Raw genomic sequence first — 25,754 nt, 5'->3', positions numbered from 1 at the left:
AAGTTGTTATATATTAAAGTTAAGGATAAATGGATAAAGAGCATTTAATTGAAAAATGGTTAAAAGACGAGCTTAATGATTCTGAAAAAGAATTGTTTAGCAGCTTGGATGATGCCGAACTAAACGAAAATATAATTGATAATGCAAAACATTTTAAAGCCTCACATTTTTATAAATTAGAAGATTTTAATACGTTTAAAGCGCAGTACCAATCGTTAAAAACACCTGTTAAAAAATTAAATTGGATGAATCCGCTGCTAAAAATAGCGAGTGTAATTTTAATTGGTTTGGGTGTTTATTTCGCTTTTTTTTCAAACCCACTAACACATATAGAAACTTTAGTGGGCGAAAAATCTACTATCGTGCTTCCAGACCACTCTAAAGTCGAGTTAAATGCGTTATCTTCTATTGAATACAATACCAAAAACTGGGATGACAAGAGGTATTTAGAACTTCAAGGAGAAGCTTTTTTTGTGGTTTCAAAAGGGAAAACTTTTGATGTAAAAACCGAAAGCGGAACGGTAACAGTTGTTGGTACGCAATTTAATGTGAAACAACGCTTTAATTATTTTGAAGTAAAGTGTTTTGAAGGTATTGTTAAAGTAACTTCAGGTACCATAACCAGAAAATTATTAGCCGGCGATACCTATCAAATTTTAAATGGTAAATTCACCCAAGGTAAAATAGCAGCGTCTGCGCCAAAATGGATAGACAATTGGAGTGAATTTGAGGCCATGCCAATAAAAGAAGTATTTTCAGAATTAGAACGACAGTATAATGTGCAAGTCACTTTTAGAAATATAGATACTAACAGATTGTTTACTGGTGGTTTTGTGCATAACAACCTTGAAAATGCCCTTATTGCCATAACGCAACCAATGAATATAACCTATGAATTGAGTTCTTCAAACCTGGTAATAATTCATGGAAAGAAAATTTAAAAAAACAATAACTTTTTTTACTTTTTTGCTTTTTGTTATTTTTAGTAATAATGCTCAGAATGACAAAAAAAAGGAATCTCTGACTTATGTTTTCAATGCTATAGAAGTACAGTATCGGGTTCAATTTAATTATGCCGAAGATACTGTTAAAGCTATTTTTCTTATACCTCCAGATGAAAGTTTATCACTAAATGAATCCTTAACCTATCTAGAAACCCAAACAGGCTTATCATTTTCTATAATGAGTGATGGTATTGTACTTGTTAAACCTAAGGAATCTTTGGTATTATGTGGTTATTTAAAAGATAAAGATAATTCGCAACCCCTAGCATCGGCCACAATTCAAACATCAAATAACTTCACTACTACAAATGAAAATGGCTTTTTTCAAATTAAAGTTACTAATATCACACAGCCCATTACCATTCGGTTTTTAGGTTATAAAACTGCAATCAAATGGTTTTATCAATTTTCAAAATCGGATTGTGAAGATGTTTTTTTATTACCTAATTTTCAATCACTGTCAGAAGTTGTTGTTTCAAATTTCATTACAAGTGGTATTAGTAAATTAAACAATGGTTCTTTTGAAATTAATTTTTCAGAATTTGATATGCTTCCTGGATTAATAGATAATGATGTTTTACAATCTGTTCAGGCATTTCCAGGAATACAAAGTATTAACGAAACTGTTTCAAATATTAATATTCGCGGTGGCACCCACGACCAAAACCTAATACTTTGGGATGATATAAAAATGTATCAATCGGGTCATTTTTTTGGGTTGATTTCTATGTATAATCCGCAGATTACTCAAACGGTAACTTTAAGAAAAAATGGCAGTGATGTAAGTTATACCGATGGTGTTTCTGGCACTATAGCTATGCAGACAAATCAATCAGTAAATAATAATTTTAATGCCACTTTGGGTATTAATTTAACCGATACCAATGCTTTTGTAGATATTCCAATTAATCAATCCTCTTCTGTGCAAGTTGCTGCCAGAAAATCGATTAGTGATTTTTTTGAAACGCCCACTTACAATGCTTTTTTCGACAGAATTTCTCAAAACACGGAAGTTTCTAATAATGCCAACACTATTACCAATACAGATAAAACATTTGATTTTTACGACACATCTTTACGTTGGATATATAAAATAAATGATAAAGACGAATTGCGTATTAATTTCATAAATGTATATAACGAATTACAGTTTAATGAAAATGCATTGATAAATGAAAAAGAAGAATCTCGAGAAAGTAATTTAACTCAATATAGTATTGCAGGTGCGCTCCATTATAACAGAATCTGGAACAACAATTTCCAAACGACATTTGAGGCTTATGAAACGGATTATAAACTTAAAGCGGTAAATGTTGACATACTAGATTCTCATCGTTTTTTACAAGAAAATATTGTCTCTGAAACCAGTTTAAAGTTAAAAACTAATTATAGCTTTAATGAAGCTTTACAATTAATAAGCGGTTATCATTTTGTTGAAACCAAAGTTACTAATTTAGACGATGTTGACACTCCACTGTTTAGGCTTTTGGTTTCGGAAGTAGTTAGAACACATGGTGTTTTTTCACAACTGGGTTACCGTTCTGCAAACGGGTTTTCAAATTTTAATTTTGGTGTTCGATATAATTTTATTGAAAAATTCAGTAAGTCTATTTGGGAACCACGATTAAGTTTCAGTCAGCGATTTTTGGACTTTTTTACAATTGAAGTTTTAGGTGAGTTCAAACATCAAAACACATCACAAGTTATCAACTTCCAAAACGATTTTTTGGGCATTGAAAAACGTAGGTGGCAACTATCAAATAATAATGATATTCCTGTGATTACAAGTAAGCAGTTATCTTTGGGTTTAAATTATAGCCATAGAGGTTGGTTATTTAATATTGAAGGATACATAAAACATATTGAAGGTATCACAGCACAAAGCCAAGGATTTCAAAATCAATTTGAATTTTCTAAAACAAAAGGTGATAACCGTGTAAGTGGTGTTGATGTGTTGTTTCGAAAACACCTCAATAAGTTTAACACCTGGATAAGTTATGCGTATATGGACAATACCTACCGCTTTAAAGATTTACAGCCTAATTATTTTCCAAGCAATTACAACATTAAACATGCAGCTACTTTAGGAATGACTTATAGCTTAGCGAATTTAAAACTATCTGCCGGATTAAATTGGAACTCTGGAAAACCAACTACATTGCCAATTAGTGGAAATGAAATTGTTAATGGTCAAATAAATTACGAAGTGGTTAATAATTCAAATTTAGAAGACTATTTGCGTTTAGATATTTCTGCGCTTTACAATTTCGAGCTAACCGATAAAACCAAAGTAAATGTTGGAGCTTCGATTTTGAATGTTTTAAATAAAGAAAATCAGATTAACAGATTTTATAAAGTAAATAATGATGAACTTAATGCCATAAATCAACATTCTTTAGGAATTACTCCTAATGCTGTTTTAAGAGTTCATTTTTAAACCAACGATTATTCACTAAATCGATTTTAAGATATTGACTTTTAAATCTCCAAGTTAAATTCAGTACTTTTAAATATAATATAAATAGATTAATCAGGTTTTAAAGTTCAAAATGGCTAGGGAACAAAATCAAATCACAACAATTCATTATACATTTACTTTCTATACTAATTATGGTATACCTTAGTTTTCATTTATTTGGTTCAATATGAATTAGTATATGTCCTAATTTGGAATTTTTTTTCCGCAAAAAGTCCTTTAACTTATGTGCAATATTGTGCCCTTCAATAACTGAAATTTTACCATCAACTATTGCGTGTAAATCTACGTGATATTTCATTCCTGCTTTTCTAATAAAACATTTTTCTGTTCCTAAAACACCTTGAACTTCCATAGATTTTTCCCTAATTTCTGCTATTAGGTCGTCATAAAGTTGTTCGTCCATAACCTCACCAAATGCTGGTCTTAAAATTAAGTAACTATTATATAAAATAAAAACCGAAGCAAATAAGGCTGCCCAATCATCCGCCGTTTCATACCCTTTTCCAAAAATAATTGCGATTGAAATACCAATAAATGCCATTACTGAAGTTATGGCATCACTTCTATGATGCCAAGCATCTGCTTTCAGAGAAGAACTATTAGTTTGTTTGCTTTTCCTAATTACAACTTGAAATGAGATTTCTTTCCAAATAATTATTAGACCTAATACAATTAGTGTCCATGACTTTGGGGTTTTATGTGGGGTTTGAATATTTTGTATACTTTCATAAGCTATAATTGTCGCGGAAACAACCAGAAAAGCAGTTACGACAAATGTAATTAATGGTTCTATTTTACCGTGTCCATAGGGATGATTTTTGTCGGCTGGACGCTTTGCATATTTAAAGCCAATTAATACCAAAAGAGATGCAAAAATATCTGTTATAGATTCAATTGCGTCGGCAATTAAAGCATACGAATTACCAAAAAAACCTGCAAAACCTTTAATCAAGGCTAAGCAGGTGTTTCCTATTATACTAAAATAAGTTGTACGGATTGCGGTTTCTTCGTTTTGCAATTTATAAAGTCTTAGTTCTTTTGAAAAGTCAAATAATCTATGCCTCCATTTCCACCACTAATATCAATAAGTTCAATTTTTGTAGAAGATTGTGAAATGAAATCCCAATCATCATTTAAATCATTAAAATCATTTATTAGGTTGAAATTTATGCTAAAATCTAAATCTTCATGACTGTCTTCATTCTTATTACTATCTGTAATGCTCCAAGTTCCGTCATAATTATTAGTTCCGTTATTAGCATTTAATACTCCTGAACTTTTAAACGTGAAATTGTATCCTGAAAAGTTATATGTCTCGTCGTTTCCAGAGTCAATAAACTTCGTGATTTGCCAAATTCCACTTTTCACATTAGATTGCACTTGATTTAGAACGTTGTTATCTGAATTATCATCATCTTTGTTACAAGACAAAAATATCAATAAATAAATCAAAAGTAAAATTGTGATTCTATTACTCATTACTGCACTATTTCTCTTTTAAAGGACAAGTACTTATTCCAAAAGGTGCATAAAGAGGACAAAAACTTATAAAACTTGTCAAAACAAATACACCTGCCAAAATTAAAAGTACAATGCCTAAAGTTCCTGTTATAATCCCTGTTAAGTAAAGAGTTCCTAATATTGCAGCGATTATGATCCTGATAACCTTGTCTGCTGTTCCCATATTTTTTTTCATTTCTAAAAAATTTTAATTTTACGCAATATTGCTAAACAAAATTAAAGGAATCAGTATTTCTGTGCAGTGACCATAGTCACCACTCATTAGTAATTTTAATTCCTTCATTAGTCTGTACCACTAAACCATCCGTTTCTAGTTTTTTTAATACCCTTGTTATGACTTCGCGAGCTGTTCCTAATTCATTGGCTAATTGGCTATGACTCATCTTTATAGAATTATTGCTACAAACAAGCAATTTTTTTTTCAAATGATCAAATAGTCTCTTATCCATTTTATCCAAAAGCAGATGACCAATGGTATCTAATAGCTCCGAATACCTGAGATTAAATTGATTATAAAATAATTCATTAAAATCGGGATAGTCTCGCAACCAATTAGGTAAATAATTCACTGGAATTAATAAAATTTTAGAATCTTCTTCAGTGGTTGCAAATACTTTACTAGGTGTGTTTTTCAAAGCTGCATAAAAAGTCATCACACAACTTTGTGATGGCTCTATATAATACAATAGTAGTTCCTTTTCCTCAAATCTGGAATAAACTTTAACAAGTCCATCAAGAACTATAGGTAAAACTTTTACATATTGTGCTTCTTTTAAAATTTCTGTTCCATTTGGGATGTTTTTAATTTCAGAAACTTCAATTATCTTTTCTACTAATTCAGGTTTTAAAAATGAAAGCACTTTCTTGTTAAATTCCATTTACTATATATTTTTTATTTATTTAAAAATCGTTAAGTATTTCATTAAAAATTGTGATTTTATGAACTAAATTATTTTCCTCGATTGCAACATTAAATTTTTTTATAATTCTAGGACTTTACGATAGGAAGGCTAATCTTGTTTTAAAGGAAAAATACCAAATTATAGCGTATGGTTAACAATTGTATTATCAAAAAAAATTCTATATTAATTATACAGCTAACATTTATATCATTTTCCTAGTAAGCTACAATTAAATAGAGCCAAGGTTACTCTGCTCTATTTAAATGCTTTATATAATTATTTAAAAGCCCCCTAATTTGTTCTGCGGCAACAGGATTTGCAGAATGAACTTTAAATTTTAAACTGCGTAAATCGAGTCCAGATTCGTAAACCAACCATTTAGCCGCTGCTAAACCATCAGGTGCTACTGTTCCATCTTCTGCCAAACCAAGATCATTATCAAAACTGATGTATGTTGGAAGCCCATTGTTTTTAATATAATCTACAAATTCAGCATAGGTACGAACAATGTCAAATTCTGATTCCATTGCTTTATCATAAACCATATCTATGGTACGAACATCATCTAAAAATAGTTTTTTCATCATTTTATATGGATTTATATAGTAAAACAATTTTCATAGATATTACAACGAACCTCTATCTACATCAATGAACAATTCATCTTCCTATTCTATCAATGAATCATACAAACCAGCATTGTTCTTTAACCATTACGGCCAATTTTTTAGTTCCTTTAAACTATTTATTATACTTCTTAAAATTCTCCGCCTGTTCAAAAATATCTTTATAAACTTCATCACGTTCCACAGGTGGGTAACCAAACTCATCTAGAAGCAATATTAAGCCGACTTTTAAAGCTGCTTTAATATCATCGCGTTTACTCCAATCTGGATATTTTGCTTGACCATCTACTAAATCTTTTACTGCTTTAGCCAACACTATAAGCTTATCATTTGGGTATGAAAAATCATATTTCACACACAATTCTTTTAGGATGTCGTAAAATGCTTTTTCTTCAAAGTCGATGCCTAAATCATCCCCTGCCGAAAACTCTTTACGCACTTCCCAAATTAAGTTGGTTAATTGTTCTGCCATTTCTTCATATACTTCACTTCGCAATACGTCATCTTCTTTGCGTTCGTTATAGCGTTGTACTAAAGATTCCATTTTTTTAGAAAAATCGACACCTTTAACCTTGTTTACTTTGCGCATCTCTCCTATAACTTTCGCTAAGAGTTGTTGCAGCAATTTAATTTTGGTATTCGGGAGTTTTATCTTGTCAATTTTAGCTAAATAATCATCGTCAAAAAGATCGTGTTCTGTGTCTTTGCCATCACCTAGTTTAAATATTTCTTCAACACCATCACTTTGCAATGCATCTTTTATCATTTCGCGAACTCGGGCATTCATTTGTGCCGTATCTGGAGCAGCACCTTTTGTTAACTTGAACACAATAGACCTTACTGCTAAATAGAAATGTATAAAGTCTCTTTCATTTTCTTTTAGCTCTTCACTTCCAGCGCATATATCATAAGCTGCTTTAAGGCGTTTTACCAAGCCCATAAACCGTGTCTCCAAGTCTTTGGTTAACTGAACAAACTCAGCTGCCATGTTAAGGGTGTGCAACTGCTCCAATGGTGTACCACCAAAATATTTTGAAGCATCAAATTTGTGGAATATTTTAGCCAACAAATCTAAGTGGTCTCTAACCACCACCAAAGATTCTTTAATGTCTTCAAAATTTTCTCTGTCGCCTTTGTTATAATGTGCTAAGGCCAGATTCATTTGTTTTTTAATACCAATGTAATCTACAACCAAGCCTTTATTCTTTTCTTTAAACTTGCGGTTTACTCTAGAAATGGTTTGTATTAAATTATGTTGCTGAATGGGTTTATCGATATAAATACTATCTAAAAACGGCACATCAAATCCTGTTAACCACATATCTACTACAATGGCTATTTTGAAATTTGATTTCTCATTTTTAAATTGCCTGTCTAATTCTTTTCGGTATTCTTTGGTTCCTAACAAATTATACATGTCTTCAGGGTCATCCTTACCTCTGGTCATGATCATTTTGATACGCTCCATTGGTTTAATTTCCCTTTTATCCTTTTCTGAAAGTTCTACGCTATCATCTGCTACTTTAATTTCGTTCCATTCTGGTCTAAGCGCTATGATGTTTTGATATAATTGATACGCTATCTCTCTACTACTACATACAAATAAGGCTTTTCCAACTATTGTAGCACCTTCACTAACTCGTTTGTCATAATGTGTGACAAAGTCTTCTGCTATCGCTTGTAATCTATCAGGATCGCCCAAAATAGCATTCATGTTAGCCGATTGCTTCTTGCTTTCTTCTACTTGGTACTCATTGGCACCATCTTCGGCAACCTGGTCGTAGTATTGCTCTATTTTATCAAGCTCGCTATTTTGAAGCACCACTTTTGCTGCACGTCCTTCATAAACAATTCTTACGGTAATTTCATCTTTTACAGATTCCGTCATGGTATACGAATCCACTACCTTTCCAAAAACATCTAAAGTAGCATCAATGGGTGTGCCTGTAAACCCAACAAATGTGGCATTGGGTAATGAATCGTGTAAATATTTAGCGAAACCATAGGTTTTTTTAACACCTGTTTCGGTAACTCTAATAGTTTGGTCGAGATTGGTTTGACTGCGATGGGCTTCATCCGAAATACACACCACATTGGTTCTATCGGTAAGTAATTCGGTGTCTTCGGTAAACTTATGTATGGTGGTTAAAAACACGCCACCACTTTGTCTGTCTTGTAGTAGTTTTCTAAGTTCTTTTCTACTTTCTACACTCACAATGGTATTATCTCCCACATAGCCTTTCGCGTTTGTAAACTGTCCTGAAAGCTGGTCGTCCAAATCGGTTCTATCGGTTATTAAAACAATGGTTGGACTTGAAAAATGGACACTTTTCATTAAGAGCCTTGTTAAAAATAACATGGTGTAACTTTTTCCGCAGCCTGTTGCTCCAAAATAGGTTCCACCTTTACCATCGCCTAATGGTTTTTGGTGTTTTATAATGTTTGTGTACAATTTATTGGCAGCGTAGTATTGCGGATAACGACATACTATTTTCTCGTCTTTTTTGGAGCTGTCGGGTATATAAATAAAGTTGCGAATAATATCGCGTAATCTATTCTGTTGAAACATACCTTTTACTAAGGTGTACATAGAATCAATACCATCTACTTCTTTAATCAAGCCTTCTATTTTACGCCATGCATAGAAAAACTCATAAGGCGCAAAAAACGATCCTGCTTTATTGTTTACACCATCACTAATTACACAAAACGCATTGTATTTAAACAGTTCTGGAATATCACGTCTGTATCTTACGGTTAGTTGTTTATAAGCGTCATGAATGGTGGTGTTTTCTTGAATAGCCGTTTTAAACTCAAACACTACAAGCGGCAAACCATTGATGTATAAAATACCATCGGGAATCCGTTTTTCTGAACCAACTATTTCTAGTTGATTTACAATTTTATAGTTGTTATTATTCTTTTTTGAATAGTCTATTAAATAAATCCAAATATCTTTTTGACTTCTATCTTCTCTTTTAAAAGCAAAACCGTCAGAAACTTTTTTCATGACCGTTTTGTTTGTTTCATAAAGGTTTGAAGCTGGAAGCAACAACAATTCTTTAATGATTTGATTTGCTTCTAACTCGGTTAGATTTTCCTTTTTATATTGATTTAATAAATAGGCTTGTAAGTCATCAAATAATACAACTTCGCTTGGGTCTTTTAAAATGGTTTTACCAGACACATGCGGCATACCCTCTTTTTCCAAAAGGTCTATAAAAGCTTGTTCTAATTGTGCTTCTGTAAACTTCATATCCTAAGTTGCTATAATTTTTCGTAATAAGCTTTAATTTTTGAAGCCATGAGCTTTCTTCTTTCTATTAGAAAATTATCATAATCTAAATCTGATGCTGTGTAAAGTACGCTAGGAATATCATTAACCCATAAATTATTCTCTAACATTTTGCCAGAATCTATGGTACTTATATCTAAAACATTTCCTTTTATTTGGTCTAAAACTTTAGAAATATAATCCTTTGGAGGCATCATCCCTACCTTAATGTTTGTTGCTTGCTCGGTATAAACAAAATTGGCTACTTGATTATATTGTTTAGGAGTTTTTCCATTTTTGCTTAAATATTTTTTAGGAAATAAATGATGTATATCTCCACGCTGCTCGATCAAGCTACTTATTTTCATGCTTTTTGATAAAAACGCTGGAGCATTTTCGTAACACTGAGCTGCTAAATAGACATTGTATGCATTATTATTAATACTTGAAGATTCTAACTGACTTACTAAAGCAAACTCCCAAAAACCCTTTCCTAAATGGTTTTGCTCCATTTGGTTTAAGTATAATTCAATGCCTTTTTCATTAATTTGTTTTATATCTTCATCTATCATAGATTCTGATGAGCCAGAATACCTGCTAATTAAAAGCGACATGACTAACCAGCGTTTAACATAATGCTGTATTTCTGATTCGGGCATCCCTTGGTTACGTAATTTGAGATAAAGCGCATAAGAAAAGTTTAAACTGTTTTTCGAGGAAATAAGTTTCTGACTAATTAAACCAGCCGATTTTACTAACATAATAAAACGCTGATAATTAGTTTGGTTCACAAAATCAACTAAACCTTCAGATAACATTTTATAACTATTTTCGGCAATAGTATCTTCGTAAGTTCTTGTTTCAAAATTACGTCCAGAAAGCAATGCTACTAAATCACTAAATTTTCCCCTGCTAAATTTATAAGTATAGCTAGCTCTTAATACATCTATATATTCAGGAACGTATAAATCATCTGATCCTGTTGCCATCCATTTTAAACTCTTATAATACTCGCTAGATGCGAACTCTTTATCATTATCAATAATATGCTTGTTAAAATCTTTGTCAACAATAAGTCTACAAAAATAATCGACAAGTTTGCGCATTTTGTTACCGCCATGTGTTTCATCAGATGCTATTTTAGACATCACAAAATCGGCATTACTTAACACAACACCCTTTTGATTTATTCTAATGAAAATATCAGTTACCGTATCAATATCCAAAGAATGATCCAATTCTATAATACCTACTTGTTTGTTTTTTATGCGTTTTAAATTTTCAATGCGTTCTTCAATTAAATTTTCATTGACATCTGGATTAACTTTTAAATATTCTCGAATGGCTTTGGTAATTGAAATTTCATCATTAATTATAGGATTAATATTATTTATCCACTCTGGGCTGTTTTCATATGCTTTATTAAGTACATCAAATTTTTCAGTAATTGGATTAAATGAAATTCTAATATTAATTTCCTTATAATTTTTGTTTAAAACTCTTCTTCCAACGATAGCAGCTGTTAACGCAGTAATGCGCTGTTGACCATCAATCAACACTTTTTTACCAGCGGATAATTCGCCATTTTTTAGTTTCACATCGGGGTTTCTCCAAGTAATTATATAACCTACAGGATAACCTTGATATAAAGAATCTATTAAATCTCTCACTTTTGCTGCTTTCCAAACAAATGGGCGCTGTATTTCTGGTATTGCAATTTCGCCTGCTTTAATCCAACTTAATAAGGTTTCTACAGGTTGTTGGTGTACTGAGTATTTTGCCATATTATTGCTATAATTCTATTGTTTCATCTTCAATTAAGCTGTGTTACACAAAATTTAATTTCTGTCTTGTTATGGTTAAAATGAAGGATTTTAGTGGTAATTTAGAAATTACGCCCAACTAATTATCTTATTTTTCTGTAGACTTTAATGGGTCCACCTTTAAAGATTGCTTTTTCTCTTCTAATTTTAATTTATTTTGAGAGACCATTTTATCTATAATTAATTTACAAAACTTAAATATTTCTTTGTTTTCACTATAATCTGCTGGGTAAAAGAAATTAACCCTACCATCTCTCAATAGTTTTTCAACTTTTTTCTTAGAAGAATTGGGCTTATAAACTGCAATTGAGTAACCTCCTTTTTCTTTAACCAGTTTCATACATGGAATATCCGTATCACCATCTCCGAAATAAACCATATTCTCAAATGGGAAGGATCTATCTGCATCTGGAACATAGTCGTTAATTTTAGAATTATCCCATTCATCTAATAGTCCTTTGTTAATTCTAAATATAAATTGCGTTTTATTAGTATAATTTATTGCTAATCCTGCCGATTTTGCCACATCATTATTGTCGAATCTAAAAGAACATCCGTATATTTTTTTGAAGTTTTTAGCAATTGAAGTTCCCTCTAGAATTTCTTTGTTTCCAGCTGAAATGATATAGTGTTCTATAACCGCTCCCAATTCTTTTGCATAATCATTTATTAAATCAAACCAACCTTCAACACCATTAAACAACTCAATATTCTTTCCCTTATTTTTTAATGCAACTTTTGTTAATTCATTCTCTTTTCCATTGGCTTTAGCCTTCTCAATCATTAATTGCATATAAGTAATGATATTATCAGCTTTTTGCATCTTTGATTCCTTACCTACCTCAGCCCAAAATTGCTTTGGTTCCATATTTATGTCAGGTAAAAATGAATATTCCTGCATATCCTTAGGAGACAGGGTTTTATCAAAGTCGTATATAAAAGCTATTTTAATCTTACTCATCTTTTTAATTTAAAATTTTGGGTTTATTATGATTTATTCTAAAACTGTTTTCATGCTATTTTTATTCAAATTCTACTTTTGACATTTTAGAGAGAACTAATTCTTTAAGCTTATTTAATAATAAATTTTCCCTGGTGAGATTTTCCCTCTTTAGTATTATTTGATTAAGGTGATGATTCTCTAGTACATGGCTGGTAGGCTGTAAAAACCTTAATTCTTCAATTATATTTTTGCTCAAATTAGGTTGAGCCCCTCCTGTCGCCATATTAGCTATTTCTTTTTGATTATGAAGCAAATAGTAATAAAGAAGAGATGAAGTTTGAGTGTTTTCACAAATCATCCCACAACAAGCTTGATTAGTTGTAGTCTCAAATTTCAAATAAGAAATTTGTGCTGCGGTTGCTCCATACATCGCCATAATGACTGTATCTTTAGGAAACAATTTAGCGGAACTATTTTTAAAACCTTTATTTGAAATATATTCTTCAGATTTTATTACTATGTTATTTTCAACTTCGCCCGTTTTTAACCAAGGCACATCATTTGAGTTCCAATATTCAGCCACACCACGATTAGGTGTGCCACCATTCATCATCTCTTTGCAAAATTCTTTAATAGCAACTACTTCCCACCCCACAGGTATCTCCTTATCCAACTCATCGCACCACATCATGTCGCCACCAGAAGATTTATACGGTTTCCCTTCTTCATTTGGAAACTCGAAATCTACAAACCAATGTTTATATAAGGCTTGGGCGGTTTCTTCTAGTTTTTGGTTGAGTTGCTCGTTTAAAGCTATACGGTTGGTAATGGTGTTGTATTCTGCAACTATTTCTCTTTGTTTTTCTATGGATGGGATTGGGAGTTCTGTATCGCAAAGTTCATCCCAATCAAAAGTTTCTCGAGCACTTCCATGCGATTTAAAACGTGCATACCTATCAAACTCTGGTCGTCGAAACCACATCATGGCATATTCTGGCATCAATTCATTTTCATCAATCACCTCAAAAACCACATAAGCTTGCGAAACAATGGCTTCATCATAATCTTCCAATAAAGCTATAGATATTTTATCGCCATTACGTGAAGTTACTGGACCATAAGCAAACTGGTTCCGTTTGATAATTTTATAGGTTGCCATATTCGTTCCTACTGTATTGGCGATGGAAGGCATCAATACTTTTTTGATACTTACACCTAAAAGTCTTTCAACACTTAAATCAGTATTACGAATATTAACTTCTTGGATAAATGGACCAAGCCTTTTATAGTTTAAATTCATATTAATTATATCGCAATTTTAAATATTTGGATAATGCTAAATAATTTGGCATTTGCTCCAAAAGATTGAGAATTTGACGGCTATCAACTCGAATGAATTTTTCAGGCTTTTCCAAGTGATTTTCCCAGGTTTTAATTAAACCATGTTCCTCAAACGAATAGCTTTTTTGAAGAAAATCAGTATTCGCTTCAGGCGCAACCAAAATATGCAAAAAATCGTCTGCTACTCCTTTACCAACCATTTGCTCGACCAATAAAGTCTGACGCATTAATTCATAGTAAGGTTCGAAGTAGTAAATTGACTGTTCCAAATCAACAGGTGTTTTCAACTGATTTGACTCGTAAATTAGCTGGTTATATCTCGCCTGCCGCGTTTTTCCTTTTCTTGATTCCAGTGCTTTATTTTGTGGTGCAAGATAACTTTCGGTGTATTTCCACTCAATAGGTATTAATAACTTTCTTCCATTCTTAGCAGCTATTAAAAAAGCATCAACAGATGTGCAAAACGCCCCTCGCTTTGCTCCTTCATCATCTTCTTTCAGCAAAGCTTTGTTATCAAATACAAATTCAAATGCTAAATAAGTTGGCTCCTTATCGCCTGCCACAGGAAAAACTGCTCCAATTTCTTCATTAAATAATTGAGCCAATTTCAGAACAGCTTCTTCATCCTTTCTTATTGCAAAAAGAAAATTAAGACATTGAATCTGAGAAGAAAGCATGTGTCCAGACGGAAATTTTTCGTCATCACCCCACCATGCAATTTCATTATTTTTGAAATAATCTAATACAGCTGGTTTAACTCCTGCAAATAGGTTGTTTTCTCCATCCTTTAATACAAAGATTAATGAATCATATTTATCAAAACTCCCACCTCCTTTATCGTGATTGAACAACTCAGGATATTTATAGATTAACTTTTGAACCTGTAATTTTCTTTGCAATTTTTTATAATCCATCATTTAAAGTATAATTATTTGCTTGAGAATCCAAGTATAAAGTTTTGTATTTCGAACCGAAATCCTTTTTGTAACTTTCCATTTCTACGTCAGAGTGAGCAGCGAAAACATAAGCATAATCAATTTCAGCTTTATCTAACCCTACTATAAGTGCATTAACATCAAACTCAAAGAGTCCGAGTAGTTGTTTTGACTGTAATATTCCTTTTATATCACTTTTCAATGCGGTTTGAAATTGTGGGTGCGAAATATGTTGCCGAAAACGCAAATAATGATCATCAATACCTGAATTGCCAGTTAACGTTCCCAAACCCTGTTTTAACTCAAGCAGCATAATTTTATTTAATTTCAAATCAAGGGCAACCAAATCAAAACGTGTTTTATCATTTGTTCTATTTGTCACTTTTCTCTGTTCAAACTGATATTCCATGTCAATAATTAAGAATCTATTATTAATAGAACTGTTATTCTTTGCTATTTTTTGTTGAATTTCAAACTCGATGTTTTCCTTTATATCTCTTTTATGATTTTCAACAAATTTCTTTGCTGATTTGAAATATAAATCAGGAGATTCAAGATCCAAAACAGGTTGAATACTTTCCCTCCAATATCCAGACGATAATAACTCTGGTTGCCTCATTGGAAAAAGCGTCATAACCAAAGACTTTTTATAATAGATTTTTGCCTGGTTATTTATCCTCATTTCAATTCTTAAACTATCATCCCTAATTATGTAATTAAGAATTGGTAAGAACTCCCCTTTGGTTAGTTTATCAAGCAATTTGTTATTTGAAAAATACCGACCCATTAGTAATTCTTTAAAGTTTAATATCGTAGCCAAGTTCACTAAAAACGTTTAATAAATCGGCTTTAGATTGGGCTTCATCTTTCAATAATTGCGTCATTTCAGATTGTAAACTTTTCATTTTGGTGTCGAAATCGATATTCTCATCGCGGTTTACAAACTCAATATATTTACTCGGCACTAACGAAAAATCCTTTTTAGCAATCTCTTCTTTTGTTACCGAACAACAATATTCTGGGACATCCTTATAAAGCGATTGCTGCTCTCCGTTCGCAATGACGTTATAGGTTTGCCAATTGTGATAGGTTTTAGCAATTTCTTGAATGTGCTGTTCACTAAACTGAATATATTTCTTTTCAAAAGGTTCGCCTATTTGGCGTAAGTCCATGAACAACACCTCTTCTGTTCGTTCTCTATACGTTCTTTTTTCGTCGCCAATTGATTTTTCTTGTTTTCCTTTGTTTTTGTTTAAAATCCATAGCGTTACACTAATATCTGTGGTATAAAACATATTTCGAGGCAAAATAACAATGGCTTCTACCAAGTTATTTTCAATGAGTTTTCTGCGTATTTTATATTCTTCGCCACCACCAGACAAAGCACCATTTGCTAATAAAAAACCTGCAACTCCATTATCAGATAATTTACTTGCCATATTTAGTATCCAACCGTAATTGGCATTACTTGTTGGTGGCACCTCATACCCTCGCCAACGTGGGTCGTCTACCAACTCGGTATCGGCACGCCAATCTTTTTGGTTAAACGGTGGGTTTGCCATAATGTAATCGGCTTTGAGGTCTTTGTGTTGGTCGTCTGCAAAGGTATCGGCAGCTTTTTCACCCAAATTACCCGAAATACCACGAATGGCTAGATTCATTTTTGCCAGTTTATAGGTGGTGTTGGTGTATTCTTGCCCGTAAATAGATACCTGTTTGGTGTTGCCGTGGTGTGCTTCTATAAACTTAATGGATTGCACAAACATACCACCAGAACCACAAGCAGGATCGTAAATAATACCCTTGTAAGGTTCAATCATTTCTGCAATAAGGTTTACAATACTTTTTGGAGTGTAGAACTCCCCTTTTCCTTTGCCCTCTGCAATAGCGAACTTAGATAAAAAGTATTCATACACGCGCCCCACAATATCTTGTGTAGGGTCTTTTTGAGTGTCGATGTTATTAATGGTATCTAATAAGGCTGCTAGTTTGCTTTTATCTAAACCCAAACGCGAAAAATAGTTGTCTGGTAACGCGCCTTTTAAAGATGGGTTGTTTTTTTCTATGGTGTGTAATGCGGTATCAATTTTAAGCGCAATATCATCCTGCTTTGCTTGTTGCATGATGTACGACCAACGGCTGAGTTCTGGTAAAAAGAACACGTTAGACATGTTATAGAACTCTTTCATTTCTATAAACTTTTCTTTGCCGTCTGCTAAAAGCTCTGCTCTTTTAACTTCAAACTTATCACTCGCAAATTTTAAAAATATAAGCCCTAAAACCACATGCTTATACTCTGATGGTTCTACCGAACCTCTTAATTTATTGGCAGAATCCCAAAGGGTTTCTTCTATTGATTTTTCGTTTTTGGTTGCTTTTTTAGCCATAGATATATTGTGTGAATACTGTCACTTTTATTAAAATTTTCGCCTATTAATATGAGGGACGCTTAGGGTTTATAAATGTAGGAATATGAAATTTAATAAGAAACAAAAAAATGCATTTATTACAAATTTATCTTACAAATGTAACGTGCTTAGACAGCGTGTTATAAGCGAGCGATTAAATAGGTATAAATGACAGTTTTTAGAAAACGTATCACAAAGGAAATTTGTAAAAAGTATTTTACCAACCTTTTATTATAGAATTTAATCGATTTGTGCTTGATTTCACCATAGAAATTACATTTGTAATAGCCAATCAATGGTTCAAATCGTGTTTAGCAATGGTTCAAACTGTATTTTGCAATGATTCGATTTGGAGTAGCAATGATTCAAATTAGAATACCAATGATTCAAATTAGCTTACCAATGGTTCAAAAAATTTCAAAAGCATTTAATTTGAACCATTGGTGAACTATTTTGGATTTCCATTTGACTTTAGCTAGTTGATTTACTTATAATTTAACGTTTAATATTACCTCTCATGCTTTTTCCTTTAAACTCGATAATATTAAAGTTTTCAAAAATCCTATCATAAACCCTTCCTCCATATCTTATATTCATTGCTAATAATGACTCGGCTACATCGTATTCGCAACCTTCCGCATAGTTAGAAGTTAAATGTGTAATTAGCCCTCTGTCACAACGGGTCTCAAGTATTTCTATCAAAGTTTCATTAGAACCAAAATTGTTAGCCTTACGTTCTGAACCTGTATCATCCAAAGCAAGCTTCCCACCATACATTTTTTTATAATAATAATCTTTATCATTTGGTGTTTGGCAACATTCATATTCTCTTACAATGTCCTTTGTTGAGATTATTTTGAATCTATGAGGATAATATTTCTTAAACATTTCCTCAAAAACTTTTAAATAATTTGTTTTACCAATTCCATAATTACCCATAATAAATAGGCCTTTATCGAAACTTGGATATTTGATAATATCGGTTCTTAGATTTTGACATTCAAAAAATCGTTTATCTTTTGCGAAATAATATATTAATGGCAATAAATTTCCCATAGTTTCAGGGTTTTGGATAAAATCGACGCCATGCATACGCTTAAATTCTTGTAAAAAATATTTAAAGAGCGCTTTTGCTGAAATAGGTGGTTCTGGTTGGTTAGGTTTCATAGTGGTTGGTTTAGTTGTTAAATTTGATTTATAATTATTTAGAATTTCGCTGCACTTAAGGGTTTCATTATTTCTGTAGGTATCCATAACTATCGATTTAATGATATTTTACGCTTTGGTGCTTGGTTTTTAAACGATGTATTATCATTTAAATCCCATTTTTGCAATCTTTTAGCTGTTTCCCAGTAGCTTTCACTTTCAAAGCGCATTTCGCCTTTTTTATTTAATTCGCTCCAGTAATTAAAAAAAGAATTTAAAATTTTAGATGAATATTGAGAGTGTGCAAAAACTTCTTTTCTAAACTTCTCTTTTTTATTATCTTCTATTCTTTCTTTATTATTATTAGTTGTTGCTATTTGTTTGTCATCTGTTTGCTGTTTGTTTGCTAATTGATTGCTATCTGGCGTGCTATTCTGTATGCTATTTAGCGTGTTATCCTGTGTGCTATTTGGCTTGGTAGATGTGCTTTTATTCGTGTTAGAATCGAAATATTCTGAATGAATAATTACCTTAGTGTATTTTGTAGTCGTTTCTAGTTTTAAATCGCCAGAACTCACTAATTTTTTAATTGCGGTTCTTACCTTGCTTACCGTTAAACCAGTTTCTGCAGCTAGTTTTTCATACGACGTTATAAACTCTCCTGGGCGAATAACGTGCCCTTGCCATTTTTTAATACTATAATTTGCTTTTATTAAGCAATGCAGAAATAGTTTACATACATTGATTTCACTATACCACTCCCAGTCAACGAATGACCTATAGAGTTTTATATATCCGAATTTGTCTTTCATAATAATTAGTTATTAATTACAATTTGTGTTTTAATAAATAATCATTGACCTTGTTATCTATGGCATCACGGGTATCTTTTCTACCGGATTGAATCCATTCTAACAACTCTGATTTATGAAAATACAGTCGCTTTCCCTTTTTGTAGTGTGGGATAGACTTTTTGTGAACCAACCCATATATGGTTGGTTTGGCTAATTTGATGAGTTTTGCAGCTGCATCAATAGTTAGTACTTCGTCTTTTTCATTACTTTGTTCAAGCAAGAAAGACTCGTACAGTTTTTTGGAAATGCGCCCAACGAGGTCTTCGATTTGGTCTTCGTTGAGCAGAAAAATTTTTGGATTCATAATATGGGTTTTAAATATTCTTCCCAAAAGTATATTTGAAACCCACCTTTTATGAACTATTTGTAATCCACTTGCAATGAAAAACCCAACATAATCAATTAATAATAAGAAACTTATACATTATTAAAACAAAATAAGCAGTCCCGTTTTTTATTACTTTTTTTTATTTTACTATGTTTTATTACAAATTACTACCTCAAAGAATGCTCTAAACTTTTAAGAATACTTTTTGTAACTATTAGATTAAAACTTGATAATTTATTCTTTAGTTTAACAACAAAATCAAGATTAAAAGTTTTTGCATAATTAATTCCTGCCTCTACTTTTTTATAAAATGCTTTGTTATTATAATCTTTATTCCTAAAAATATAATGATCAAATACTCCATTTGTTATGATGTGTAATCTAAGAAATTCAGGTATTTTTAGTTCTTCCCTATGCTTATACATAATGTGAAGTAGCAGTAATTTTTCATCGTCTTCAAAACTTTCTAAATTACTTTTTAATGTGCTAATTTCTAGAAGTTCCTCATGAAAAATATCATCGTCACTAATAGTACCAAAACCAACAAACTCTGGCGTAGCGCTATTTTTGTCACGATCGGGATATTTTACATTCACCATGTCATTATACTCTATTGAATTTTCAAATGATCCACCTTCAAAATCTTTTAAACACAAATAATCGTAGCGTTCCAAATCATAAACCAACTCATAATAACTATAATAATTCCTGAAATGTCGACTAATTTCAGCAAGTGTCTGCTCCACTGCTAAATCCGCAATAAAACTAAAATAGTCAGACTTATTTTTACTCCCGAATGCATGTAATACTTCCTCTTCTAAAACCCATTTAATTCTATCCTGTTCACTCCCCTCGTAGTACATGTGCCTGTTTTGAAACACATCAAATGGCGCACTAAACTCTTTTAATAATTTATTTGAATACTTTTCAGTTCTATAGTCATATAATTTTTTTAGAACCGTGTTATTTACAATCGTAACTGGTCGTTTTTTATTTTTTGAATTTTTATAATAATTAAGAATAAGGCATTTGGTGTTGTAAACTGTTTTATTGTAAAAATGATTGTAAATTTTAAGATAATCCATCTAGATCAAGGTTTATTCGGTTAGCAGCTTCAATTTTATTTTTATCCATAACTTTGGTATAGATTTGAGTAGTAGAGAGGTTTTTATGACCTAATAATTTTGACACCGTATAAATATCGGTTCCGTTAGCTAATTGTAATGTTGCATAGCTATGCCTGAAATTATGAAATGAAATCTTTTTATTAATACCAGAGTCTTCTATCCATTTTTTTAATGGTCTACTAATTTGTGAATATTTTATACCGGAAAACACAACTCCAGAGCTTGTTGTTTGTTTTTTGAGAATATTATAGGCCGAATCAGAGATTGGGTGATTATTAATATTTCCTGTTTTTTGTTCGCGTAATTGAATATAATAACCTTGGTGGGTATCTTTATATATTTTTTCCCATGTTAGATTTTTCACATCAACAAATCGAAGACCTGTTAGGGCGGAAAAAAAAGCCATGTGCTTTATTTTCTCATCCTTAATTTTGGTTTTCCATAAAACACGCAATTCTTCCTCAGTTAAATATTCTCTATGGGTTTCTTCTTCCTTTATGTATTCTGCATGCAATGCTAAATTAGATAGGGTGAAATTTTGCTTGTATGCTTCTTTTAACACATATATAAATTTTTTATAATACGAAGAAGCCGTATTAGTACTTAACCGACCTTTATTAGTTCTTAAATTTTTAGTCTCTAATAAAAACGATCTGTATTTTTTAATGTGAAGTAAACTCAGCTGGTGTGTATTTAAATTTTTTCCTGCAAAAGCAATAAAATACTTTAAAGAGGCCTTCCAGCTTAGATAATTATTATGGCTACCTTTATTCATATATTCCTCTACAACCGAATCATAAAAAGCAATAAAATTAACGCTGAAATTGGTATTCTCCTTAAAGCCATATTCTTTGTCGCGAATTTGAATCAAGCGTTTTGCTCGAATCAATTCTGCAAACTCAATGGTTTCTTTATTATGTGCCTTTTCAAGCTCATCTTTTGGGTGTTCATGAATTTGAAGTTTTAAAAACTCTCGCCTTGTTTCTTTACCAGTACTAGGATTAATAATTGCTGGGTAATAGTCAAGATATAAACTCATTTTACCATTTGAAACCTTTTTATTCCGTAAAGTTACATTTGCCATGTTATTGTTTTTTTAATGGTGATCCAAACAGTTTTTTTATATCCGATTTTAAAACATAAGAAAACCTTCCTTTTTTAACCTTTTCTATATTATGTGTTTTTATATGACGTTCCACTGATTTTAAAGACACATCATAATAATTTAAAATTTCACCCATATAATAATAATTGTCCTTATTAAAATGTTTAGCTTTTTTTGAAATTGGCTTTTCTTTTTTCTCTTTAAACTTTGGTTTTTTCAATTCATTTCTACAATAGGTTTCAATATCCCTGCGTGCAATTAAAACCCTGCTTAGCACATTAAAACATAGTAATTCACCATTTTCTATGATCCGCTTGATTGACGATCTGCTCACATTAAGCAATATTGCACAATCTTCAATACTCAAATATTCCCTGGCTTTTACAATTTCTATCTTGTCTACAAAAGCAATCTTATCTACTTCTTTAACCTGACCTGTTTCTTGTAACCTTTCTTTTTTAGCAATCTGCTTATAATGCTTCTGATTACACGCGTGGCTGCAATACCTTGTTTTGGTAGTTTGAGCTTGAAATTGCTTTCCACAATATGTACAACGTTTATTCACTAACATACGTCAGCAGCTCACCCCTATTTTTACGGTTTTACAGAGGGCTACACGGGTCTACGTGGTTCTATATGGGTCAAAAAACACGACATACGACATTTATAAAACAAAAATAGAAAAAAAATAAAACTGAGGTACAAATGAGGTACAAAATTTATAAGAAAAAGGCTAAAAAATGATTAATAACAAAAAGTATGAAAAACAAAAAACCCTTATTTAATAAGGGTTTTCTTTGTTTTGGTTTGTTATGTTTTGTGTATCTACTTTCCGATACAGAAATTTGCAAAAATATTCCCTAATAAATCGTCGCTGGTTATTTCGCCGGTAATCTCGCCAAAATGGTAAAGGGCCTGACGGATATCGATGGCTAATAAATCGCCCGACAAACCAGTTTCTAAACCGTGCTTTACTTTATCTATTTCTTCTAAAGCTTTCAATAAAGAATCGTAATGTCTTGAATTAGTTACAATTGTATCATTATTTCTTAATGCACCTGTATTTACAAAACTTAAGAGTTTATCTTTTAAAGCCTCTACACCTATGCCATTTTTTGCCGATAACAAATGTATATTAGGAATATCGGATTGTAGAAAGGCTATTTGCTTGTCGTCCAATTTATCCACCTTATTGGCAACAATTAACAAAGGTTTTAAAGGATATTTATTTTTAATTTTTTCAATTTCTATTTTAAATGTGTGAACAAACGATTCATCTTTAAAATTGGTACTATCGGCAAGAAAAACCACCACTTGTGCTTGGTCTATTTTTTCGAAGGTCTTTTTAATCCCAATACTTTCAACATGGTCTTTAGTTTCACGAATACCAGCGGTATCTATAAATCGGAACCCGATGCCTCCAATAGAAATTTCGTCTTCAATAGTATCACGCGTCGTTCCGGCAATGTGGGATACAATGGCACGTTCTTCATTTAAAAGTGCATTTAAAAGGGTAGATTTCCCCACATTAGGTTCACCCACAATAGCAACAGGTATGCCATTTTTAATAACATTACCAACCGCAAACGAATCAATTAAACGTTTTAAAACCAAAGAAATACGTTCAACTAAATCCTTAAATTGCGTTCTATCGGCAAATTCCACATCTTCTTCTGCAAAGTCTAATTCAAGTTCTATTAGCGATGCAAAATTTAAAAGTTCTTCGCGAAGTTTGGCGATTTCAGATGAAAATCCACCACGCATTTGCTGCATCGCAATTTGATGCGACGCTTCGTTATCGCTGGAGATTAAATCGGCAACTGCTTCGGCTTGACTTAAATCCAACTTTCCATTTAAAAAGGCACGCAAGGTAAACTCTCCTGCCGTTGCCATTCGACATCCCTTACGAAGAAATAATTGTATAATTTCTTGTTGGATATAATTGGAACCATGGCACGATACTTCAACCACATCTTCACCCGTGTAAGAATTTGGATTTTTAAACACCGATACTAAAACTTCATCGATTGTTTTAGAACCATCAATAATATGCCCCAAATGGATGGTATGCGTTTTTTGAGAAGTTAGTGTTTTATTCTTTTTTATAGATTGAAAACAACTATCGGCAATCGCTATGGCATCTTTTCCAGACAAACGGATAACCGCAATAGCACCTGCTCCAGATGGTGTTGCCAAGGCTACAATAGTTTCTTGATGTATCATAACGCAAAAATATAAAATTGTCGGGGGTATTTCATTATTAAATATTGTTTAAAACTTAATATAGAATTTTTGATTCAATTTCAATTTTGATCAAAATTTGAAGGTCTTAGTTTTAAATATCCGAAAGCAATAAATGCAATAAAACAACCTATATGTACAGATAGTACTTCCTAACTATTTCAAAAAATTAAAACAACACAAGTAAGTGACTTTCAGCATAATGATGTGTCCCATAAGAAAGTAAAACAACTTAAAGGAGGTAAAACATTACGATTTAATCCTGTTAACTTAATTAATAAATAATCTTAAAGGCTAATGACAATACTTGATTCTGAATTTGTAAATCATATTTTAAAAACTTCAAAAATAAATTTAGGAATCATCTATTTTTTTGAGCATATAGCTATTATAGAATTTAACGAAGGTGTACACATTGATATTAATAACGCTTCAGAAATTATAGAAGAACTAAATGCCTTTTTTGGTCCTTCAAAGCCATACGGAGTTATTGCAAATAGAATAAACTCCTACTCTGTTAAATTATTAGATGCCAAACTTATTTTGTATCAAGCAAAAAACTTATGTGCCTACGCGGTAGTTGGCCATAACTCGGCCAGTAAAATGAATGCAGAAATAGAAAATATGTTCTGCAATGCTACAAAAATTAATTACGATAATATTTATGAAGCCATTAGTTCGGTGAACAGCAGGGTTAAAGAAACAATTATAATTCCTTTAAACTAAATAAATCCCGTCTTGTTTAATCTCTATTTGTTTTTGTTTGTATAAAGAACCAACAGCCTTTTTAAAGTTCTTTTTACTCATTTGAAGCACTTCTTTAATCTCCTCCGGATTCGATTTGTCGGTTAAGTTTAAATAGCCACTATTATCATGCAGTTCGTGCAGAATACGCTCCGCATTAGGTTCAATATTTCTATAACCAATTTGCCCAAGTGCAATATCTAATTTATTTCCAGGTCGTATTTTTTTAACGATTCCTTTTAATTTATCGCCCACACTTAAATCTGTAAAAATACTGTCCTTATAAATTAAGCCCATATGGGTTTTATTTACAATAACATTCATTCCAATGTCCGAAGGATGCGATACTATCAAATCAACTTCATCAAATTCACTTACCGTTAATACTTTATTGTCTAAAAAACTATTGGTTTTACTCGATGCGGCCAACCTACCCGTTTTTTCATCTAAATAGCAGTACACTAAATACCAGCCTTTCGGTTTCATTTTAAATGCCTGTTCTTTAAATGGACAAAATAGTTCTTTAACCAGACCCCAATCTAAAAACGCACCAAATTCGGTAACAGCATTGCAGCGCAATAACGCAAACTCACCAACCATAATATAAGGCATATCGGTAGTAGCCACGGGGCGTTCCTCGTTATCTAAATACACAAAAACGTCTAGCTTGTCCCAAATTTTAAAAGACTCCGGTACATATCTGTTAGGTAATAATACCTCATTACCATCTTCATCTACCAAATAAGCGCCGTGATCTGTTTCACGTAGAATTTCTAATGTATTTACTTGCCCAATTTTTATCATGCTGCAAAGGTAATAATATTCATCATAGTTTCTTTAAATAAATCTGTTTGGGTGCTACCCTTTGGTAGGCTTGTAGTTTATCCTGAGCGCAGTCGAAGGGTTACAAGTCCTCGCTCCCTAGTCCCGATAGCTATCGGGACTAGGGTCGC

General features: G+C 32.1%; 23 protein-coding genes. 3 read left to right on the top strand and 20 right to left on the bottom strand.

The features are described 5' to 3' along the window. Window positions 1-29: 29 nt before the first annotated feature. Window positions 30-941 (top strand): FecR family protein, encoded by a 912-nt coding sequence (locus tag ACFQ0I_RS09675; protein WP_379941685.1) that lies wholly within the window; start codon window positions 30-32, stop codon window positions 939-941. Further along, window positions 925-3,441, top strand: coding sequence for a TonB-dependent receptor (locus tag ACFQ0I_RS09670; protein WP_379941682.1), 2,517 nt, complete (start codon window positions 925-927; stop codon window positions 3,439-3,441). The genes ACFQ0I_RS09675 and ACFQ0I_RS09670 overlap by 17 nt, the downstream gene beginning before the upstream one ends. Window positions 3,442-3,631: 190 nt before the next feature. On the opposite strand, the gene ACFQ0I_RS09665 is transcribed toward ACFQ0I_RS09670, so the two are convergent. From ACFQ0I_RS09665 to mnmE, 19 genes are all read right to left on the bottom strand, one after another. Then, on the bottom strand, window positions 3,632-4,501 hold the full coding sequence (locus tag ACFQ0I_RS09665) for a cation diffusion facilitator family transporter (protein WP_379941680.1): 870 nt from the start codon (window positions 4,499-4,501) through the stop codon (window positions 3,632-3,634). An 11-nt stretch (window positions 4,502-4,512) separates the two neighbouring features. Beyond that, on the bottom strand, window positions 4,513-4,962 hold the full coding sequence (locus ACFQ0I_RS09660; protein WP_379941679.1) for a hypothetical protein: 450 nt from the start codon (window positions 4,960-4,962) through the stop codon (window positions 4,513-4,515). Window positions 4,963-4,969: 7 nt separating this feature from the next. Then, window positions 4,970-5,179, bottom strand: a complete 210-nt coding sequence (locus tag ACFQ0I_RS09655) for a YgaP family membrane protein (RefSeq protein WP_379941676.1) — start codon at window positions 5,177-5,179, stop codon at window positions 4,970-4,972. Between the two features lie 76 nt (window positions 5,180-5,255). Continuing rightward, window positions 5,256-5,882, bottom strand: coding sequence for a Crp/Fnr family transcriptional regulator (locus tag ACFQ0I_RS09650; protein ID WP_379941675.1), 627 nt, complete (start codon window positions 5,880-5,882; stop codon window positions 5,256-5,258). Between the two features lie 269 nt (window positions 5,883-6,151). Continuing rightward, window positions 6,152-6,493, bottom strand: a complete 342-nt coding sequence (locus ACFQ0I_RS09645; protein WP_379941673.1) for a cyclic-phosphate processing receiver domain-containing protein — start codon at window positions 6,491-6,493, stop codon at window positions 6,152-6,154. A gap of 154 nt (window positions 6,494-6,647) precedes the next feature. After that, the gene (locus ACFQ0I_RS09640; RefSeq protein WP_379941671.1) at window positions 6,648-9,788 is read right to left on the bottom strand and encodes a type I restriction endonuclease subunit R; all 3,141 of its coding nucleotides are present in this window, start codon (window positions 9,786-9,788) and stop codon (window positions 6,648-6,650) included. A gap of 11 nt (window positions 9,789-9,799) precedes the next feature. Beyond that, window positions 9,800-11,590: a GmrSD restriction endonuclease domain-containing protein gene (locus ACFQ0I_RS09635; protein WP_379941669.1), complete on the bottom strand. Its 1,791-nt coding sequence runs from the start codon at window positions 11,588-11,590 to the stop codon at window positions 9,800-9,802. Window positions 11,591-11,717: 127 nt separating this feature from the next. Further along, on the bottom strand, window positions 11,718-12,590 hold the full coding sequence (locus ACFQ0I_RS09630) for an HAD family hydrolase (protein ID WP_379941668.1): 873 nt from the start codon (window positions 12,588-12,590) through the stop codon (window positions 11,718-11,720). Between the two features lie 61 nt (window positions 12,591-12,651). Next, the gene (locus ACFQ0I_RS09625) at window positions 12,652-13,764 is read right to left on the bottom strand and encodes a restriction endonuclease subunit S (RefSeq protein ID WP_379941665.1); all 1,113 of its coding nucleotides are present in this window, start codon (window positions 13,762-13,764) and stop codon (window positions 12,652-12,654) included. Window positions 13,765-13,873: 109 nt separating this feature from the next. Continuing rightward, window positions 13,874-14,830: a PGN_0703 family putative restriction endonuclease gene (locus ACFQ0I_RS09620; RefSeq protein WP_379941662.1), complete on the bottom strand. Its 957-nt coding sequence runs from the start codon at window positions 14,828-14,830 to the stop codon at window positions 13,874-13,876. Beyond that, window positions 14,817-15,668, bottom strand: a complete 852-nt coding sequence (locus ACFQ0I_RS09615; protein WP_379941661.1) for a hypothetical protein — start codon at window positions 15,666-15,668, stop codon at window positions 14,817-14,819. Before ACFQ0I_RS09615 ends, ACFQ0I_RS09620 begins: the two co-directional genes overlap by 14 nt. Continuing rightward, window positions 15,646-17,235: a type I restriction-modification system subunit M gene (locus tag ACFQ0I_RS09610; protein ID WP_379941659.1), complete on the bottom strand. Its 1,590-nt coding sequence runs from the start codon at window positions 17,233-17,235 to the stop codon at window positions 15,646-15,648. The genes ACFQ0I_RS09615 and ACFQ0I_RS09610 overlap by 23 nt, the downstream gene beginning before the upstream one ends. Window positions 17,236-17,751: 516 nt before the next feature. Then, window positions 17,752-18,423, bottom strand: a complete 672-nt coding sequence (locus ACFQ0I_RS09605) for a hypothetical protein (protein WP_379941657.1) — start codon at window positions 18,421-18,423, stop codon at window positions 17,752-17,754. A gap of 89 nt (window positions 18,424-18,512) precedes the next feature. Then, window positions 18,513-19,214, bottom strand: a complete 702-nt coding sequence (locus ACFQ0I_RS09600; protein ID WP_379941656.1) for a hypothetical protein — start codon at window positions 19,212-19,214, stop codon at window positions 18,513-18,515. Between the two features lie 16 nt (window positions 19,215-19,230). After that, window positions 19,231-19,560, bottom strand: coding sequence for a helix-turn-helix domain-containing protein (locus tag ACFQ0I_RS09595; protein WP_379941655.1), 330 nt, complete (start codon window positions 19,558-19,560; stop codon window positions 19,231-19,233). Window positions 19,561-19,751: 191 nt separating this feature from the next. Then, entirely contained in the window at window positions 19,752-20,669 is a 918-nt protein-coding gene (locus tag ACFQ0I_RS09590; protein WP_379941653.1) for a hypothetical protein, read from the bottom strand. Beyond that, window positions 20,656-21,795, bottom strand: a complete 1,140-nt coding sequence (locus tag ACFQ0I_RS09585) for a tyrosine-type recombinase/integrase (protein ID WP_379941651.1) — start codon at window positions 21,793-21,795, stop codon at window positions 20,656-20,658. The genes ACFQ0I_RS09590 and ACFQ0I_RS09585 overlap by 14 nt, the downstream gene beginning before the upstream one ends. A 1-nt stretch (window position 21,796) precedes the next feature. Continuing rightward, complete coding sequence (locus tag ACFQ0I_RS09580; protein WP_379941650.1) at window positions 21,797-22,387, bottom strand: helix-turn-helix domain-containing protein; 591 nt, start codon at window positions 22,385-22,387, stop codon at window positions 21,797-21,799. 254 nt (window positions 22,388-22,641) lie between these two features. Then, entirely contained in the window at window positions 22,642-24,039 is a 1,398-nt protein-coding gene (mnmE, locus tag ACFQ0I_RS09575; RefSeq protein WP_379941649.1) for a tRNA uridine-5-carboxymethylaminomethyl(34) synthesis GTPase MnmE, read from the bottom strand. 315 nt (window positions 24,040-24,354) lie between these two features. On the opposite strand from mnmE, the gene ACFQ0I_RS09570 reads away from it, so the two are divergent. Continuing rightward, window positions 24,355-24,783 carry a hypothetical protein gene (locus ACFQ0I_RS09570; protein ID WP_379941648.1) on the top strand — a complete coding sequence of 143 codons (429 nt, stop codon included), beginning with the start codon at window positions 24,355-24,357 and terminating at the stop codon, window positions 24,781-24,783. Here ACFQ0I_RS09570 and ACFQ0I_RS09565 read toward each other — a convergent pair. Beyond that, the gene (locus tag ACFQ0I_RS09565) at window positions 24,775-25,605 is read right to left on the bottom strand and encodes a CvfB family protein (protein ID WP_379941645.1); all 831 of its coding nucleotides are present in this window, start codon (window positions 25,603-25,605) and stop codon (window positions 24,775-24,777) included. The genes ACFQ0I_RS09570 and ACFQ0I_RS09565 overlap by 9 nt on opposite strands. Between the last annotated feature and the right edge of the window lie 149 nt (window positions 25,606-25,754).

It is taken from the genome of Mariniflexile aquimaris (assembly GCF_042676825.1).
GTDB classification, from domain to species: Bacteria; Bacteroidota; Bacteroidia; order Flavobacteriales; family Flavobacteriaceae; genus Mariniflexile; species Mariniflexile aquimaris.
This window is presented reverse-complemented; position numbering and strand designations above follow the sequence as displayed.